We start from the raw sequence: 18099 nt of genomic DNA, 5'->3' as shown, positions 1-18099 counted from the left end.
TTATCATGAAAGAAGAAACATTATTTGTAAACGAACCTGCCCGTTCGATACCAGTACGTAAATCGGTAGATGTCGTAGTTGTGGGTGGAGGCCCTTCGGGCATCATGGCAGCTGAAGCTGCAGCAAAAAAAGGTTTGAAAGTTATGCTACTGGAAAGCAAAAGCTTTTTGGGTGGCAACTTGACAATAGGACTTCCAATCTTAGGTTATCTTAGCCAAAAAGGTAAACTCATAACACAAGGATTAGCTCAAAAATTCATCGATAGACTTAAAGAGAAAAATGCGGCAAGCGATCATCGTCCTTGTCCTCTGCATATGAGTTTAACGATTGTCGATCCGGAAGAAGTTAAAACAACAGCTCTTGAAATTATGACTGAAAATAACGTAGAAGTATTGTTCTATGTATTCTTCTCGGGAGTAATAAAAGAGGGTAACGAGGTAAAAGGTGTTATCATAGAAAGTAAAACCGGACGTGAAGCTATCTTAGCAAAAGTAGTAATCGACTGTAGCGGAGATGCTGATGTTGCATATAGAGCAGGAGCTCGTACTGAAAAAGGAAACGAAAAAGGTGGTATGCAACCTCCTACATTGATGTTTTGCATGAAAGGCGTGGATGTTAAAAAACTACGTCTAAGCATAGCCGACCATCCTGAAACATACGATATGGATACTATTCCTAACGAATTCTTCCGTAAGGATGATAACTTCATTACAGTAGGACTTCGTAATAAGGTTTTGGAAGCTCGTGAAGCTGGAATTAATATTCCGACTGAGCGTACAATCTTGATATCGGGTCTTGATGAAGACGAAATTTGGGTGAATATGTCTCGTATCAGCGGAGTTGACGGAACTGACCCTGCAAGCTTGACTCGTGGTGAGATTGAAGGACGTAAACAAATTTACGAGATTGAAAAATATCTGGTGAAATTCGTTCCGGGATTCGAGAATGCATACATGGATCGTGTAGCTCCATTCCTTGGAATTCGTGAAACAAGACGTATCGTTGGTCAATATATTTTGACAGAAGATGATATCCTTAGCCGTCGCTATTTTGACGATGCTATTGGTGCAGCTAGTTACCCTATTGATATACATCATCCTACTGGTGGCGATTGCACTCTTCGTTGGAGCGGCGATTGCTACGATATACCTTATCGTTCATTGATTCCGCTTGATGTTGAAAATCTAATCGTAGCCGGACGCAGTATTTCTACAACACACGAAGCAATGTCGGCAATCCGAGTTATGGCTCCATGTATGTTGATGGGTGAGGCTGCAGGACTTGCTGCGCATTTAGCTATCAAACACAATATTCATCCATCGCAAGTAGATGCTCAGGAATTGAGAAAGGAAATCCTTGCCGAGGGAGGCTTCCTGCGCGAAATAGAAAAATAAGTTTTCTTCGTAACAATACTTATCTCAAGTGCTCTCTCGGATAGTCTTACTAACTTGGAGAGCACTTTTCTAAATTAATCAACAGAACCTAATTTAATGAAGAATCTAATATCCATAATATTCTCAGCTTTGGTATTGCTATTTAGCTCATGTAATAATGCAAAGCAAGGAGAAAAAGCAAGTATCGAATCTGAAACTAAAATTCATCGAATTCTAAGCTGCAATATACGTGTTGCACTTCCTCAAGATTCCTTAAAAGGAGTAGGGTGGGACAAACGTAAAGAGGCTTGTATTGAAGTTATTAAAAACCAAAATGCAGATATTATATGTGCACAAGAAGTTCTGAAAGTGCAGTATGAAGATATGTGTGAAGCTCTATCAGGTTACGACTCGTTCGGATTTATAGGACCTGATATGGATGCATTTCCAGAAGGTTATCATGGAATCGCTAAGAATGTAATATTCTATTCCCAAAAACGATATGAATTACGTTCGCAAGGCAATTATTGGTTGTCGGAGACCCCTCATATCGCAGCTTCTATGTCATGGGGAAGTGCACGCGCGCGCCATTGCAACTGGGTACGTTTGCATGACAAATATACTGGCAAAGAGTTTCGTGTCTTGAATACGCATCTTGATCATATTGCACAAGAAGCCAAAGAGGCTCAGATAAATATGATATTGAATGAAGCAAAGCAATATCAAGAGACCTTTCCTCAATTATTGATAGGCGATTTCAATGCCAATATGGATAATAATGTTATTAAATCGATATCTTTGGCGGGTTGGACTGATATCTTTGCAAAATTAAATCCAGACAAAGCAAATGCACGATCTTATCATGGATTTAAAGGTATGCATGACGACTCGGGAGATTCGGGACGTATTGATTTTATATTCTCTTATGGGCCAGTCGAAGCTATTGCTTCGAAACTAATTACCGACGAAGTTAATGGAATGTTTCCTAGCGATCACTTCTTTTTGTCAGCCGATGTAGAAATAAATTAGAACTAAATCATGAAAAAAATATACATAATTCTAACCCTATTATTCTTAACTATTGCTACGTTTTCTCAGCAATCTGAATACCAGAAGCCAAAATTGGACGATGAAAAATCATGGTCTATGATATTTCTTCCGGATGTGCAGAATTATTCAAAATTTGGACGAAATCAGGCTATTCTGGATCTGATGATGTCCTGGATAGAAGAAAACATAGATACACTGAATATAAAACTCGTCATGTGCCCAGGTGATTTGGTTGAGCAAAACGACCGTATATCTCATGGTATATCTGGTAACCAATCGGGCGAAAAGCAATGGGAGTTTGTATCGCAATCATTTTCGAAGCTAGATGGGAAAGTTCCTTACATTCTTACAACTGGCAATCACGACTATACTTATGACTCGAATGGGAATAAAAAATCTCGTTATAAGGATTTCTTTCCTATTGATAAGAATTTCCTGAATCGTAAAATAATCCGTCAGAATACACTGAATGATGAAGGTGAGCAAACAACCGAGAATGCTGCATATGAAATGACTACACCTCATGGTGATAATTTTTTGTTCTTAGCCTTGGAATTTGCTCCTCGCGACACGGTTGTTTCGTGGGCAAAAAATGTTGTTAATCTGAAGCAGTATGCCGATCACCGAGTAGTACTTATGACACATGAATATATGGATAGAAAAGCTCAACGCACAAGTGGCGAAATGAAGGTGACTTGCTACAATCCTTATTATGTGGACGGCGATATTACAAAGCGTAAGCAGCTGATTTCAGATGCTAATAAAGGTGAAGATTTATGGAATAAATTAATTAACGAAAGTAAGAATATTGGCCTAGTTTTATGTGGACATATCTCTGGAGAAAGTTTTCGATCCGATAAGAATAAGGCTGGAAAGACTGTCAATCAAATGTTATTCGATGCTCAATCAATGGGTGGAGGCCATTATGGAAACGGAGGTGATGGCTGGCTACGTATTTTCGAATTCTATCCAGATAAAAAGACAGTAAAAGTGAAAACATTTTCACCGTTATTTGCTATTTCACCTTCTACTCAAAGCTTAGCATGGAAAACTGATGCTGCAAATGAATTTATTTTCAAATTTGATTAATTTTTATTTTCTATAGATAGGTTTCTTGGCTGCTTTTGGAAGCAGTCAGGAAACTTTTTTTTTAACAGGCTTCAATTAAGAAGACAATTCAAAATAATATTTGGTTTTCTCTAAAAATTAGCACTTCTCAAAAAATCCAAACATGCCCGTTCAACTTATATATATTGAAGGATATACCGAATGTAAATTTTGAACAACATTCGTATGTGTACCTATTCCAAAGATGGTGTAATTGTCGCCGCTATGATTGATATCCGCAAAGCCAATGCACAGGGGAAATATCCCATTAAGATCAGAGTCAATAAGAAACGCGTAAGATAATACTATTCGATAGGTAAATTGCTGATCCGTGAAGAGGGGGAGAAACTACCCACAGAACGGTCAAGAGAAGCCAAAAACCTGCGTGAAGAAATCGAAAGCAGTTTCTATCTGGTTAAGGACAATGTTTCATCCCTGCTCGAAAGAGGCGAATTCTCCTTTCACCTGCTTAATACGAGGATGAACAAATCAACGGGCGATACTTTGAACAATGCGTCCGTTCCAGAATAAAGTCCCTTGAAAAATAAGAATATATCGGTACGATGCAGACCTATGAAGAAACTTTTCGCGAGCTGAATGAGTTTGAAGGTGAATTTATATTCGAACAATCAAAACGTCACGAATCCGTCACAGATAAAGAAAAAATGTTTAGATATCTATCTAAACATTTGATTTTTAAGTGACTTCGTAGAAATCGCGTTTTATCTCATAAATAATTAGTTATCAGTTGTAAGTAGATTGAACTTTCTTATATGGTATCGATTAGGTACCGAGAGAGAAATTTATCTTTTATCTGACTTTGACAGCGTTCTGTCTGCATAGATATGTACCAACAAACTTACTAATTAGCAATGATGTTACAAAGATGTTTTCTCAAATATTCACTTTTTAGATAAGATGTTTGTGTGTAAAACAGCTGCAATTAAGCCACAGAATATAATCAATATTTTTGTGTTAATCTATTGTAAGTAATATCCTAATTCTTAAAATGAAAACGTTTGCAGATTTTGAGAACGTTCCCGCAATCGTTCCCATTATATCTTATTTGGTTTTACCTATTTTCCTGCTTCTAATCTTATAAATTTGGAGTATAATATTAACAAGTCAATATAATATATCATGAAGACAACTAAAGAAGATAAATTGATTATTGTAGGAATAGGGGAAGCATTATGGGATTTGCTACCAGATGGAAAGAAAATTGGTGGTGCTCCTGCTAACTTTGCATATCATGTATCACAATTCGGTTTCGAAAGCCAAGTTGTAAGTGCTGTAGGAAATGACAAACTAGGTGAAGAAATTCTAGATAACTTCAAAAATAAAGGTCTAAATACTACAATTGAAAAGGTTGATTATCCGACCGGAGTAGTACAGGTTGAATTAGATGATAGTGGTGTGCCTTGCTACGATATAAAAGAAAATGTGGCATGGGATAATATTCCTACAACTCAAAAATTAAAGGATCTAGCCCTTAAAACTCTAGCCGTATCTTTCGGCTCATTGGCTCAACGAAACGTAATATCACGGAATACTATTAATACATTTCTTGATACTATGCCCAATGAAAAAGGACGATATAAAATATTTGACATAAATCTTCGTCAAAGTTTTTATGCAAAGGAAATCCTTGATAGATCAATGAAACAATGTAATATTCTAAAGATAAATGATGAAGAACTCGTTATTGTTAGCCGTTTATTTGGATATTCAGGTGTTGATTTGCAAGATAAGTGCTGGAAGATTCTCGAAAAATATAATCTGGAAATATTAATTCTTACTTGTGGTATAAATGGTAGTTATGTGTTTACTCCGGGTAATGTTTCTTTTGTAGAGACTCCTAAAGTCGATGTTGTAGATACGGTAGGGGCAGGCGATTCGTTTACCGCGACTTTTATTGCAGCCATTCTAAAAGGTAAAACCATAATGGAAGCTCATCAATTGGCTGTCAATTTTTCGGCTTATGTTTGTACACAGAATGGAGCTATGCCTACTTTGCCCGAGAGTCTGAGAAAAAGAGTTGATTGATATTTGTTCAAATCCTAATTAATCAATTACTATGAAAACTTCTAATATCAATAGAAGGCTTACGTATTTCAACAAAAGGAATTTACTGTTCATTGCTTTTATGTGTATAGCAAGTAATCTGATTGCACAAATCAATGGAGAGGTTAATTTTCAGAATATGCACTTATGGCGGGGGATGGAGGTTACAGATGGTTTTGTTCTGACTACAGATTTAAGTGTTTCCGATAGGAAAAAGCATTTTAAATTCGGCTTCTGGGGTGGAACAAATGCTAACGGGAGTTATAAGGAATTCAATAATTATATCTCTTATACTAAGGGGAAATTTAAAGTCGCATTATGGGATACATACAATTTTTCGCCCGATGCCGCATATAACAACAGAGAATTTTTTAACTATAATGCCCGAGAAACAGGTCGCTTTTTAGATGCTACTATTTCGTATTCAGGTAGTAAGAAAGTTCCTTTATCAGTCAGTTGGTCTACAATAATCTTCGGTCGCGACCGCGATGGCTTGAACTCGAAAAACAGATACTCAACTTTCGTTTTTGCAGAATACTCTGCTTGGCAGGATGGCTTATGGGAAGTCAAGCCCGGTATTGGTGCTGCATTTGCTTTTGTATATGGCAGGAATGTTGAAGGAGAGAGATCTAAAGAACACTTTTATGGTGATGATTTTGGCATTGTACATGTTAGCTTATGTTCCGTCTATAAATTAAGCATCGCCCGATATAATATGCCCATAACGGTGATGGCTATGTGGAATCCACAAAGTAGCAAAGGTTATTTACAAGTTGGTATTCAACTATTTTCTTTTTAATCTGATATTACTCAGACGACGCGCGGATTTTTATTTCGGCATCTAATACAACAGTCCTATTTGGAGCAGATATACTTTTTATTTTTTCTAGAATCATTTCAGCAGCCGTCTTTCCCATCTGGGTCAAAGGCGGCTCAACTGTTGTTAACTGTGGGTAAACGATCGTAGACAGAACTGTCCCCGAAAAGCTTGCTACAGCTACATCTTCGGGTATTCTTTTACCCAGCTCTCTGAGCCTGTTCATTGCTCCGATGGCTACAGTATCGGTGAAAGCAAAGACTGCATCAAATGGTATATTCTTTTGAACTAACATATCCACCAGATTCTTTCCATCATCGAAAGTAAGCCCACTTTTGATGATGGAATTTGTATCTAAAGGTATCTTAAACTTGGTCATTGCGTCTTTGTAGCCTCTAGTTCTCTCGACCGAGTTATATATATCATTTGGACCTTGCAAATGTATAATTTGCTTGCGTCCACTACGAATCAGATGTTCTACCAGAAAAAAAGCCTTTATATAGTCGTCGACAATTACCTGAGGAACATCCAAAGCGTAAGGTATACGATCGTAAAAAACCATTGGCATTCCTTCATCTTGCAATCGTTTGTATTCGGCAATGTTTTCTTTGTAGCTGCATAGACAAACAATAATTCCATCCACCATAAATTGCTCCATCATTTGTAGATTTTCGCGTTCGCGCGTCGGATCTTCGTTAGATTCGGCTATGATGACTTTTATCCCTTGATTGTAAAGCACGTTTTGTATACTGTTGATAACCTGGGATGCAAAAGGAGTAACCATCTCAGGAACAATGACTCCTACTGTATTTGTTCGTCCGTATTTTAGGTTGGTAGCTACCGGATTGGGCTTGTATCCTAATTCTTTAGCGGCTTTAAGCACTTTCTCTTTCGTTTCCTTACGGATATTCTTATCATCTATCAGAGCGCGTGAAACAGTAGATACTGAGATTGTTAGATGCTTGGCTATATCTTTTATTGTGACGCGTTTCATACAGTATTCGGTTTATTCGAATCTAATGTAGTAATTCTGTCCCAAATTTCCTAGTCGAATGAGAACGTTTGCAGATTTTGGGAACGTTCTCGCAATCGTTTGCAGGTATTAATCTTCAAAAATATTATTCTACTGATTACGAACATTATACATTTACACAAGAGAACAATAAAAACACAATAAAATATAGAAATCATGAAAACATCAATTAATTCTTACAACTTCGATCGTCAACAAGTAAAAGCAGGTATCCTACACATTGGTGTAGGCAATTTTCACCGTGCTCACGAAGAGTTTTACATCAATCAGCTACTTAGTGATAAAATACAGAGCAACTGGGCTATCTGTGGTGCTATGCTGCTTCCTAGTGATGAAAAGTTATACAAAGCTCTGAAAGAGCAAAATAATGAATATACCCTCACTGTATGTGGTCGTGACGGTAGAGATGAAGTTTACCGTATAGGATCCTTAGTAGAACTTATTTGGGCTATCGAAAAACCTGAAGCTATAATAGATAAGATAGCTGATAAGGATATCCGCATCATTACATTAACCATAACCGAAGGCGGATATAATATTGATAAAAGCTCAGGTGAGTTTATGTTGGAAGATGAGAACATAAAATACGATCTGAATAATCCTCAAACGCCTAAAACTGCATTTGGATTTGTAGCCGAAGGATTACGTAGAAGAAAAGCCGAAGGAAATGGACCTGTAACAATACTTTCGTGTGACAATTTGCAACACAATGGAAATACAGCCAAGAAAGCATTTACTTCTTTCATTCAGGCACAAGATTCCGAATTGGCTGCATGGGTAGCTCTGAATGTGACATTTCCAAACAGTATGGTCGATCGTATCACCCCGGCTACACGTCCCGATGATATTGAGAGGCTTAATGCTCAGAATGGCACTTCGGATAAAGCTCCCGTTTATTGCGAAGATTTCATTCAGTGGGTTGTCGAAGATAACTTCATTGCAGGACGTCCTGAATTGGAAAAAGTGGGTGTCGAATTTACCGATGATGTTACAGCCTATGAAAATATGAAACTAAGTCTGTTGAATGCCTCGCATACATTATTGTCTTATCCATCTTTCCTTATAGGTTTCCGCAAGGTAGACGACGCTATGCACGATGAACAAATAGTGCAGTTTGTCCGCAATTTTATGAATATTGACATCACTCCGTATGTTCCGGCTCCAGGAAATACTGATCTTGAAGTATATAAACAAACGCTTATCGAGCGTTTCGGCAACAGAACTGTTAGCGATCAGATAGCACGTTTATGCTTCGATGGAATTTCTAAATTTCCTGTTTATATCATGCCTAATCTGGCTAAAATGATTGAAGATAAAGCTGATCTTGCTCGCGTAACCTTCTTGTTTGCTGCATATCGTCACTATTTGAAATATCGTAAAGACGATAATGGACAGAGCTTCGAAATTGCTGAACCATGGATGACATCAGAGGATGAAGCATTGATTAATAGTAATAATCCTGTCGATTTTCTCGGGTTATCTTCTTTTCAGAGTGTAGATTTGAAAGCAGCAGATCAATTTGTAAGTTTATACCAACGAATGGTACAAGATTTAAGCGAAATGGGAACAAGACAACTTCTTGATAAAATTTTAGCATAACCGATACGAATGATTTAAATACGAAAAGCCATGACAACACAAAAGAGAAATACCATAGGACCTTTTTTGGTACTGACATTCATCTATTTTATCGTTGGTTTCCTGACAACTGTCAACGGACAGTGTCAAGGACCTTTGAAAGTAGCTTTTTTAACGGAAGTTGGTGACCTGAAAAATACACTGACTACACTTATTTCGTTCTTTTTTTTCTTAGGCTATTTGCTGAATAGTTCTTTAGGAGGAAAATGGATTAATACTGTAGGATATAAGAAAACGCTGATACGAGCATTGATTATAATGATTGCAGGCTTACTTATGTATTTTCTTTCATCATGGTTTGCCGTAAATTTTGCAGATGTGCGTTTAGATATATCGGGCGATCTCATTTCGTATGGTTATTTTATCTTTTTAATGGGGTCGTTTCTGATGGGTACTTCAGCTGCAATACTTCAGGTGGTTATCAACCCGTATATAGCTGCCTACGATCTGCCTAATACACAGCCTGTACAACGAATGAATATAGTTTGTGCAATCAATTCGTTTGGTACAACGATCGCTCCGTTTTTTGTTACTGGAATTATGTTTGCCGGAGTAGCATTGGAAAGTGTTGAGGTTGATCAATTGATGATTCCGTTTATGGCTATTGCTTTGTGTGTAATTGTAACTACTCTAATAACATCACGTCTTAACCTGCCAGATATTGAAGGTACAAGAGCTGATAGTAACGAAAAATTGGAGCGTAGTATTTGGTCTTTCAGTCACCTGAAATATGGAGTCATAGCCATCTTCTTTTATGTGGGAGCAGAAGTAGCAATAGGTGTAAATGTTAATTTACACGCTATGGAACTGATCGAATCGGGCGATAATCTTTCATTTTTTGGAAAGAACCGTTTAGTACTTTGGGGGCTTGATCTGGGTATTCCGGCTTTATTGGCAACTCTTTATTGGGGAGGGATGATGATAGGTAGACTTGTATTCAGCTTTTTCAAGAATATATCGCCTCGGACATTGCTGACTACTACTACTTGTATAGCAATAGTATTGACGCTAATAGCTATTTTGTCGAATAACTTATGGGTACTAGTTTCGGTCGGATTATGTCATTCAGTTATGTGGGGTAGTATATTTACATTATCCATTCAAGGATTGAAAAAATACACATCGAAAGCCTCTGGCATATTTATGATGGGTGTATTTGGAGGAGCTGTTTTCCCTGTATTGCAAGGTATTCTAGCTGACACTTTGGGAGCTTGGCAGTGGACATGGATAATTGTTGTTATCTGCGAGTTGGTTATGCTGCTTTATGCTCAGATAGGATCGAGAGTGAAAGATGCTGAGTGTTTGAATAAAAGTTAAATTGAATCCACTCTATATCCTCAAATAAAATATTTTATCTTTATCGAATTAACTAAACAGAATCTCTAACAACAAATAGGCTTAACACTTAGTAGTAAACTTTAGCTTGAAGACGTACATTTGGTCATGTGACAAATCCTTTAGATTTTGATAGATTATATAAGGATGGAGCAAAAGGAAAAATTGCGTAATAAACCGCTAGAGGTATTACTTATAATTTAGAGCATCATTATGATTAAAAATATTTTATTAAAAAGACTAAATATTATTTTGCTTTTTGTCCTTTCTTTACCTTATGCTTGTTCAGTAACGACAAAGAAAGAAAAAGAAGTAGTTGATACAACAAATAATACAGATCCTTATTACATTATTGATAGCATTAGTCCTTATGGAAAAAGAATAAAAAAATATGGAGAGGATTCTATTTATGCATTTGATGCAGAGAATGATCGTCTATTTTATATTCTGTATTTGGATTCTCTATCAAAAAAACGTAGAGTAAAGTTTAACAATAGTGGCACGATTAATTATGTTGAATATAATTTATCTTCTGAAACGTCAGTAGGTTTAATAAATGAATATTATTATGATACATACGAAAACAGTATTCAATCACGGAGTTATAGAACAGATACAATAATAATTACGGATGGGAATCCTATTCATTGTTTTAGGCTTGATATTTTTTACTTTAAAAATAGTAAAATTAGTGGGATTGGATATACGGGTGCGTTTGGGGGGCAAAATGTTCCTGTAGGCACTCAAAAAGTATATAGCGAAGATGGTATGCTTCGAACCACTTTGGATTACGTTTATCCAGTACAGAAAGACTTGAATATGCCTATAAGTGAAGTATTCTCATATATAGTAGAAAAGGAGTATTATAACAATGGAAATCCTAAATGGGAGAAAAGATTCAAAAATTATGAATTATATGAATGGGAAAATGATGATGATTACTTAATTCCCATCGGCACGTGGAAATACTACGATGAGTCAGGAAAACTAGTCAAGACAGAGAAGCATTAATGAAATACCCTGACTTTGTCTTGCTAAAAAGAAATATAGTAAACTAGAGCAATCGATAATAAAGAAGGGAAAACTAAAAATATTGAATTTAATATAACTATCATAAAATCGGATTGGATTTAAATTTGTGGAATTATTGCTCGCTATTTTGGCTAGCGGGAGATTCTAACGGAACTTTAGAGGCTTCAGGAGTGTATGGACCCAAACTTAAGAGAATAAAAGGAAAGTTAGTAGAAGTGCCAGATACAGAAGATATGGGATATTGGGCAATATTTAGAGTGGTAAATATATTGGGCGGATTGATGGAAATAAGACCCCCAAAAATATAGAAAAACACGAATCTAAAGAATTTAAAGCTCTAAAAAAACAAATGAAAGATTTGTTTGATAATCCGTTATATTTCGAGCGTTTATTTGAGAAGATGGATAGAATAATGCAAGATTCAAAGCGTACTACCTCATGGGATCTGGGAGGAGATTAAAAGACGATAGATTAATTAACTTTGGTGTTATTAAAACATAACAAATATGAAAAAAAACATTTTATTTTTTTTAGTTATATTTTTTTATTCGCCTGTAATGGAAAAAACGTTCATATTGAAGAGGTTGAACTTAGCGTAGATCACGAAATAAGAGTTGAAATGCCAAGTGTTGATAGTACTTTAATTACTATATCAGATCCATTTTATCGGATTTCTCAAGATAAAGAAGAATTGGATAACTGGAAGATGGAAGTTCGTGATAATGGTAGCGAATACTATTATAACCTATTAGTCTCCTACTATGATGAACAACCTAAATTGAGTGATGAGCTAGTAGAGTTAATAGAGATAATGATAACTAGACATAATGACAAAAGTGAATATCGATTAGACTATTATTGTACTGTGAGTAAAAATGAAGTTAAGAATAAAAAGGTTATTATGAAGAAAGCGATTAATTATCTAGAACAAATAATTCAGATGGAAGGTGCTAAAAGTTTTCATTCTGTTCAAGCGAGAAATGAATTGTCTGATATCTATAGAAAAGGTATTTATGTAAAACAAGATACTATACTAGCTAATTATCTCGAAAGTGGGGGGTGTAATCTTGATTCAATAAAACATGCCCGAAATTTTAAATAATTTGAGAAACAATGAAAAGTAATATATTATTGTTGTTCTATGAGTCATTATTCGCTGTATATAGTTATCTATAAAACAGATTGTTTTATTAACTTTAGCCAAAGTTGCATGCAGATTGCATGTTCTTAAGAATAAAAAAGGTTTAGACTGATGTCTAAACCTTTGATTTTCAAGGTGACCTCGGAGGGGCTCGAACCCTATCCGTAAAGATCATATATCCAGAGTCTTTAAAGATGTCCTTTTACTAACTCCACCTATTTCACCTTAAATCCTATTCTGCGTTTTGCGGGTAATTTCTTCGATAAAGATAATAATATTTTTTTACCAAATATCAAGACTACGTCCTAAGATTATTTTCCACCGATTGTCACATAATATAAATCTATCATGAGCAGACTCTTTGAATTCAACATCGATTTCGATGTTGAATTCAAAGAGCGAATCTTTTATCTGATCAAAAGTAGATGTAGCCATTTCCATGTAATTGAGATCATTCCACGTAATAAGGTGAATAGTGAGAAGCTGTGTTCTTGAATTCTTTTTACTAATAAGTACACATAACTCTAGGAAATTTTTAAATTGATGTGGTAAGCGAATATAGGGATCTTGAATGATGAATTTGATTGCTCCTTCTAAGCATTGTCCGAAGAGATGATCGTAAGAAATTTTAGGCTGATTTTCCCTAATATGTTTCGATCCTCCCTATAGAGGCATAGACTTCACATTTCCATAATTTTGCCTCACTTAAAAAGAAGTAAAATGATGGAAATAGATTCGTTTAATGTTCTGCTCTTCCTAAAGAAAATAAAACTATTGAAGAATGTTGAAGCATCCGTATGTATGAGAATTATCGTAAACAGAGTTCGGGTCGAAACAAGTATTCGCAAAAGGATTAACCATTCCCTATGGAATCAGGCAAAAGAATGTCTTCGTGGCAAAGACCGTAAATCAAACGACCTGAATAAGTTTATTGATGAAGCTAGAATAAGCTAGAATAAGGCTGTATAATATTCATCATAAAAGGAAGAGGAATTATCTATTACAGTAGAAATTTTGCGAGATAAATTTTTCTGTTTAGAAAAGAAAGAAGAGTCTAAAACACTCACAGCCGTTTTTCAGGAGCGTAATGATCGTTGTCGCCAATTAGTCGGGTTTGCGGTTAGTATTTTTAAACACAACAGTAATTTTTATCCTTCATATAGCATCTTTAGTATTGGAATTTGTATCTCTTTGATAAAGAGATGCAAATATATGTCAGAGATAGAGAAGAATTCTCATCCCGTTTTGAAGGGAGCAAGTATTTTCAATATCTGAGATTAGAGTTGGTAGATTGTTATAGTATTTATAGTTTCCTGGCCCCATTAAAAAAAATGATTACTCAATCTCAGGGGAAGGTCTATTTTTATTAATAAATTCTTTAGGAGATACTTTATATGCCTTGGTAAATACCTTGGTGAAATAAGATGCAGAACTAAAACCGACCATAAAAGCAACCTCATTGATACGCATATCTCCTTCGAGTAACAGTTTGCAAGCTCTTTTGAGCCTGTAATCTCTGAGATAATCACCAGGTGTAGCTCCGCATAGACTTTTCAATTTACGTTGTAAGTTTGATCGGCTCATCCCTAATGTATCAACTAAAGACTCGACGGAGAAATGTTCATCCGAAATACGAAGTTCTATTTCTTTATTAAGTTTATTGAAGAATTCTTCGTCTTTTTTATTTGTAACAAGCGAAGAATAGGTGGCTAATGGGTTTTTATGAAAAGTATCTAGTATTTTTTTACGATTGTCAAACAAGCTTTTTATTTGAGCTTTTAAGTACATGATAGAAAAAGGTTTTTCAATGAATACATCTGCCCCTGATTCTAATCCTTCTATTTTAGTACTGATTTCAGTTTTGGCAGATAGTAATATTATAGGAATATGGCTGAAATTGAAATTTGATTTTACGGCTTTAGTAAAACTAATCCCATTAATATCTGGCATCATTATGTCTGATATTATAAGATCATAAATTCTTTGTCCATCTAGTATCGTGAATGCTTCATGGGCATTGTATACCACACTGACATAATATTTATCTTTCAGGGAGTTTTGTAGGTAAGAAACTATTTCCGGATTATCATCAACAATGAGAATGGAGTATATATCTTCATCATGTATGTCTTTTTCACCATAAATGCTACTTGATAAGTTGTTATTTTCTAGGACTAATCCTTGTTGTTCGCGTTCTAGTGAAATATTTGAAAATGTAAAAGTAAAAACAGTTCCTCTTTGTTTTGCGTCGGCTACAGATATAGATCCATTGAGTGCTTCCGTAAGATATTTAACCAAAGAAAGTCCTATGCCGGTTCCTATATTTCTATCTTCTTTTTGTACCTGATAAAATGGATCAAAGATTAAGCTTTTATGCTCATCCGAGATCCCTCGTCCATTATCTTCTATCCAAATTGAATATGTGTTGTCTGTTTTTTCCTCTAAAGATATAGTTATTTTATCTTTTGTGTACTTCATAGAGTTTGTGAGAAGATTACCTACAATTTTAGTGAGTGCATCAATATCAGTTCTAACCTCACATTCCTTATTTTGTGGAGTTTTTAGGTTAAAATCTATCCCTTTTTTTTGAGCAGTCTTACTGAATCTGAAGTACATCTCTTTCATAAATTTTTGAAGATCGACTGATTCGGGATTGACTATGTATTTCGCCGAATCCATTTTTCGGAAATCTAATAGTTGATTGACGAGTGTATTCAGACGATCGCAATTTTTTTCGATAATTGATAAATTACGTTTTGTCACATCGTTGCCATTCCCCGAACTAATAATTTCTTCAAGAGGTGCATTTATCAAGCTTAATGGAGTACGTATTTCATGGGCAATAGTTGTAAAAAAATCTATTTTGGACTTGAAGGCTAAAGTTTCTTGTTCCGATCGATATGCATCCAGATGCTTTTTCTGTCTTTCGATACTCTTTTTAAGGTAATACTGTATTGAGAAGTAAACCAGCAATATCGCTATAATGATATATAATAGAATTGCAGTCTTAGTCATCCAGAAAGGTGGTAGAATCTTAATTGTAATGGATGTACCTTCTTCATTCCAGATGCCATCATTATTTGATGCTTTTATTTCGAAGACATAATCACCTGGAGATAAGTTCAGATAAGTAACTGTTTTATTATTATGTATATAATTCCATTCATTGTCAACATTTTTTAGTCGGTATGCATATTGATTTTTAGATTCGGAAACATAACTAAGACTAATATATGATATTGAAAAAGACGCTTTATTATATGGAATTTCGATCAATCGATTTTGATTTAATGAAGTTTGTAATTTTTGATTAAGAAGCTTATCATTCTTATCTAAGAGAGCGACTTCTGTTATCTTGACAGTAGGGACAACCATATTCTCTTTCACTAGTAAATCTTTGGGATAAAAACTATTGAATCCATTTACTCCTCCGAAATAAAGTTTGCCATTTTGAGATTTATAGCTTGCCTTAAAGTTGAACTGATTGCTTTGAAGCCCATCTTCTTTATTATATAGCTTGATGGACTTCAGGTCATTGCTCATGCATATTAATCCTTTGTTGCAACTAATCCACAAATTTCCGAACGAGTCATCCAGAATTCCATAAATTACATTATTCGGTAGGCCGTTATCTTCCGAGATATTTTTGAATGAATCAGTTTTATAATCGTAAATAAAGAAGCCTCGTCCTTCACTTGAGAAAAGTAGGCGTTTTTGACTATCGATATAAATATCTGTCAATTTGCTGTTGACAATAGGATCATCCGAAGAACAGATATAATCGTATGAAATCCATTTATTGGATTCAATATCGAATTTTTTAACACCAGCTCCGTATGTCGCAATCCAGAGGTTACCATAGTTGTCTTCTTCCATGTCATAAATAAAACCTCTAACTTCGGTTATTCTTTCGAAACTATCTGTTAGCCTGTTATATCTGTTCAGTCCTACAGGCGTTCCTGCATAGATATCTCCAGCTTTAGTTTTATATAAAGAAAAAATACAATCATCATTTATTGTGGTTGTATCACTGACTATACTACGCATGTTCGTTATTTTTCCTGTTTTGATGTCGTAAATGTCTATTCCTCTCGAGAATGTTCCGATCCATAGATTATTCTCATCCAGAAGCAGGGCATGTGTATTATGATATGAAGTTTTGATGGGTTGAGTTATTCTTTTAGTTTTTGTATCCATATAATTTACACCACCATCTTCTGTTGCAATCCATAAGTTCCCATGTGCATCTTCACAAAATTGACTGACTGCTTTGCCTGATAATGAATAGGGTGCCGTAGATGAGTGATATAGTTCGATGTTGGATGGGAAAGGAGTTAGATAATTGATCCCCCCGAAATAGGTTCCAATCCATATTCCACCTTCTTTATCTCTTGTTATAGAATATACATTCTGATCGTTTAGACTATAACTTATGTTTGGCTTATCTAATCTTTGTACTTCATGTGTTCTGGTATTAAATATATATAATCCATCATCTGAGCCAATAAATATCAAGTCGCTAGAATAATGAAAGAGCTTTCTGATATGTGTAATGTAGAATGGATTGGATTTATTGCCCAGATGTGTTTTATAGGTATTACTCTGTTTATTGTACATGCGTAATCCTTCACTCCATGTCCCAAGCCACATATTCCCATTTTCGTCTTCATAGATAGATAATATTTCATGCTCCGAAGAATTTGTATAGCTGAACATGCACTCAATCTCTTCTAGTTGATCTGTAGTCGTATTGTATCTGAGTAACCCTATACGCGTACCGACCCATATTACGCCTGATCTGTCTTCATAAATAATCCATGTAGCATTTTGATTTAAATCATGTTTAGATAGGTTAATTCTCTTGAGTGAGTTATTTTTAAGATCTAAGACAAAGATTCCTTGCGACATCGTTCCAATCCAAAGATTTCCATCTTTGTCTTTCAATAATGTGTTTATAGCCGAAGTTATTTTATATCCGTCTTTGGTCGACAAATTTATCAAATTGAAGGTTTCGTTGTCTGTATTTAAAGAATATAATCCAGCGTCAGTTCCAACATAGATAGTATTATTATCAACTTGAATAATACTGCGTATGAAATTATTTTGTAATGTGTTTTTTTCAAGAACCTGACTGCTAGTGCCTCTATAAGTTTTGAATGTATGGCCATCATATTTATTAAGACCATCTTTAGTTCCAAACCACATAAAACCATCCGAGTCTTGCATAATACAATATACACTACTTTCGGATAGCCCATTGTCTACGGTTATTCTCCTGAAATGAAAATTATAAGTATCCTTCCCAAATAAGACTTCGGTGGAATATGAAAGAGCAAAGAAACAGAGAAATAAGATAACTAATTTTTTCATACTATAAAAATATACCTTATAGTTCGAAATTCATTATTCGGCTTTAGAAATAATCGTAAATTTCAGTCAAATACGTGTATTAATTAGTCATGTAAAAGGGACTATCTATTTTTACCGTTTTTTTACTCAAAATAACATA

The 18099-nt window shown here is 35.2% G+C and carries 14 protein-coding genes; 11 read left to right on the top strand and 3 right to left on the bottom strand.

Annotated elements, in window-relative coordinates; translation table 11 throughout:
• Positions 1-5: 5 nt before the first annotated feature.
• The 5 genes from C1A06_RS12035 to C1A06_RS12015 all read left to right on the top strand — a co-directional run bounded on the left by C1A06_RS12035 (position 6) and on the right by C1A06_RS12015 (position 6393).
• The gene (locus C1A06_RS12035) at positions 6-1394 is read left to right on the top strand and encodes an FAD-dependent oxidoreductase (protein WP_101690461.1); all 1389 of its coding nucleotides are present in this window, start codon (positions 6-8) and stop codon (positions 1392-1394) included.
• A gap of 96 nt (positions 1395-1490) precedes the next feature.
• The gene (locus C1A06_RS12030) at positions 1491-2402 is read left to right on the top strand and encodes an endonuclease/exonuclease/phosphatase family protein (protein ID WP_101690460.1); all 912 of its coding nucleotides are present in this window, start codon (positions 1491-1493) and stop codon (positions 2400-2402) included.
• A gap of 9 nt (positions 2403-2411) precedes the next feature.
• Positions 2412-3512 carry a metallophosphoesterase gene (locus tag C1A06_RS12025; RefSeq protein WP_101690459.1) on the top strand — a complete coding sequence of 367 codons (1101 nt, stop codon included), beginning with the start codon at positions 2412-2414 and terminating at the stop codon, positions 3510-3512.
• A 1158-nt stretch (positions 3513-4670) separates the two neighbouring features.
• Positions 4671-5576: a carbohydrate kinase family protein gene (locus C1A06_RS12020; protein ID WP_101690458.1), complete on the top strand. Its 906-nt coding sequence runs from the start codon at positions 4671-4673 to the stop codon at positions 5574-5576.
• A 31-nt stretch (positions 5577-5607) separates the two neighbouring features.
• Positions 5608-6393: a hypothetical protein gene (locus C1A06_RS12015; protein ID WP_245872060.1), complete on the top strand. Its 786-nt coding sequence runs from the start codon at positions 5608-5610 to the stop codon at positions 6391-6393.
• A gap of 7 nt (positions 6394-6400) precedes the next feature.
• Here C1A06_RS12015 and C1A06_RS12010 read toward each other — a convergent pair whose 3' ends face one another.
• Positions 6401-7405 (bottom strand): LacI family DNA-binding transcriptional regulator, encoded by a 1005-nt coding sequence (locus C1A06_RS12010; RefSeq protein ID WP_101690456.1) that lies wholly within the window; start codon positions 7403-7405, stop codon positions 6401-6403.
• A 195-nt stretch (positions 7406-7600) separates the two neighbouring features.
• Here C1A06_RS12010 and C1A06_RS12005 point away from each other — a divergent pair, with 195 nt between their 5' ends.
• From C1A06_RS12005 to C1A06_RS11985, 5 genes are all read left to right on the top strand, one after another.
• Positions 7601-9043 carry a mannitol dehydrogenase family protein gene (locus tag C1A06_RS12005; protein ID WP_101690455.1) on the top strand — a complete coding sequence of 481 codons (1443 nt, stop codon included), beginning with the start codon at positions 7601-7603 and terminating at the stop codon, positions 9041-9043.
• Positions 9044-9073: 30 nt separating this feature from the next.
• The gene (locus C1A06_RS12000; protein ID WP_101690454.1) at positions 9074-10399 is read left to right on the top strand and encodes an MFS transporter; all 1326 of its coding nucleotides are present in this window, start codon (positions 9074-9076) and stop codon (positions 10397-10399) included.
• A gap of 231 nt (positions 10400-10630) precedes the next feature.
• Positions 10631-11428: a hypothetical protein gene (locus C1A06_RS11995; protein ID WP_101690453.1), complete on the top strand. Its 798-nt coding sequence runs from the start codon at positions 10631-10633 to the stop codon at positions 11426-11428.
• A 113-nt stretch (positions 11429-11541) separates the two neighbouring features.
• Positions 11542-11757, top strand: coding sequence for a hypothetical protein (locus tag C1A06_RS11990; protein WP_101690452.1), 216 nt, complete (start codon positions 11542-11544; stop codon positions 11755-11757).
• A gap of 173 nt (positions 11758-11930) precedes the next feature.
• A complete protein-coding gene (locus C1A06_RS11985; protein ID WP_145996401.1) occupies positions 11931-12551 on the top strand; it encodes a hypothetical protein in 621 nt (206 codons plus the stop codon).
• A 321-nt stretch (positions 12552-12872) separates the two neighbouring features.
• On the opposite strand, the gene C1A06_RS11980 is transcribed toward C1A06_RS11985, so the two are convergent.
• Entirely contained in the window at positions 12873-13217 is a 345-nt protein-coding gene (locus C1A06_RS11980) for an MIT C-terminal domain-containing protein (protein WP_281253956.1), read from the bottom strand.
• A gap of 93 nt (positions 13218-13310) precedes the next feature.
• On the opposite strand from C1A06_RS11980, the gene C1A06_RS15260 reads away from it, so the two are divergent.
• The gene (locus C1A06_RS15260; protein ID WP_245872059.1) at positions 13311-13544 is read left to right on the top strand and encodes an Arm DNA-binding domain-containing protein; all 234 of its coding nucleotides are present in this window, start codon (positions 13311-13313) and stop codon (positions 13542-13544) included.
• 381 nt (positions 13545-13925) lie between these two features.
• Here C1A06_RS15260 and C1A06_RS11970 read toward each other — a convergent pair whose 3' ends face one another.
• Complete coding sequence (locus tag C1A06_RS11970; protein WP_101690449.1) at positions 13926-17960, bottom strand: hybrid sensor histidine kinase/response regulator transcription factor; 4035 nt, start codon at positions 17958-17960, stop codon at positions 13926-13928.
• Positions 17961-18099 lie beyond the last annotated feature (139 nt).

It is taken from the genome of Dysgonomonas massiliensis (genome assembly GCF_900240225.1).
Lineage (GTDB): Bacteria > Bacteroidota > Bacteroidia > Bacteroidales > Dysgonomonadaceae > Dysgonomonas > Dysgonomonas massiliensis.
The sequence above is the reverse complement of the archived record's forward strand: the minus strand, read 5'-3'. Positions and strand labels throughout refer to the sequence as shown.

Bases quoted from the DNA above. Each gene is read 5' to 3' on its own strand.
- C1A06_RS12035 (WP_101690461.1), top strand. From the start codon at position 6: ATGAAAGAAGAAACATTATTTGTAAACGAACCTGCCCGTTCGATACCA.
- C1A06_RS12030 (WP_101690460.1), top strand. From the start codon at position 1,491: ATGAAGAATCTAATATCCATAATATTCTCAGCTTTGGTATTGCTATTT.
- C1A06_RS12025 (WP_101690459.1), top strand. From the start codon at position 2,412: ATGAAAAAAATATACATAATTCTAACCCTATTATTCTTAACTATTGCT.
- C1A06_RS12020 (WP_101690458.1), top strand. From the start codon at position 4,671: ATGAAGACAACTAAAGAAGATAAATTGATTATTGTAGGAATAGGGGAA.
- C1A06_RS12015 (WP_245872060.1), top strand. From the start codon at position 5,608: ATGAAAACTTCTAATATCAATAGAAGGCTTACGTATTTCAACAAAAGG.
- C1A06_RS12010 (WP_101690456.1), bottom strand. From the start codon at position 7,405: ATGAAACGCGTCACAATAAAAGATATAGCCAAGCATCTAACAATCTCA.
- C1A06_RS12005 (WP_101690455.1), top strand. From the start codon at position 7,601: ATGAAAACATCAATTAATTCTTACAACTTCGATCGTCAACAAGTAAAA.
- C1A06_RS12000 (WP_101690454.1), top strand. From the start codon at position 9,074: ATGACAACACAAAAGAGAAATACCATAGGACCTTTTTTGGTACTGACA.
- C1A06_RS11995 (WP_101690453.1), top strand. From the start codon at position 10,631: ATGATTAAAAATATTTTATTAAAAAGACTAAATATTATTTTGCTTTTT.
- C1A06_RS15260 (WP_245872059.1), top strand. From the start codon at position 13,311: ATGATGGAAATAGATTCGTTTAATGTTCTGCTCTTCCTAAAGAAAATA.
- C1A06_RS11970 (WP_101690449.1), bottom strand. From the start codon at position 17,960: ATGAAAAAATTAGTTATCTTATTTCTCTGTTTCTTTGCTCTTTCATAT.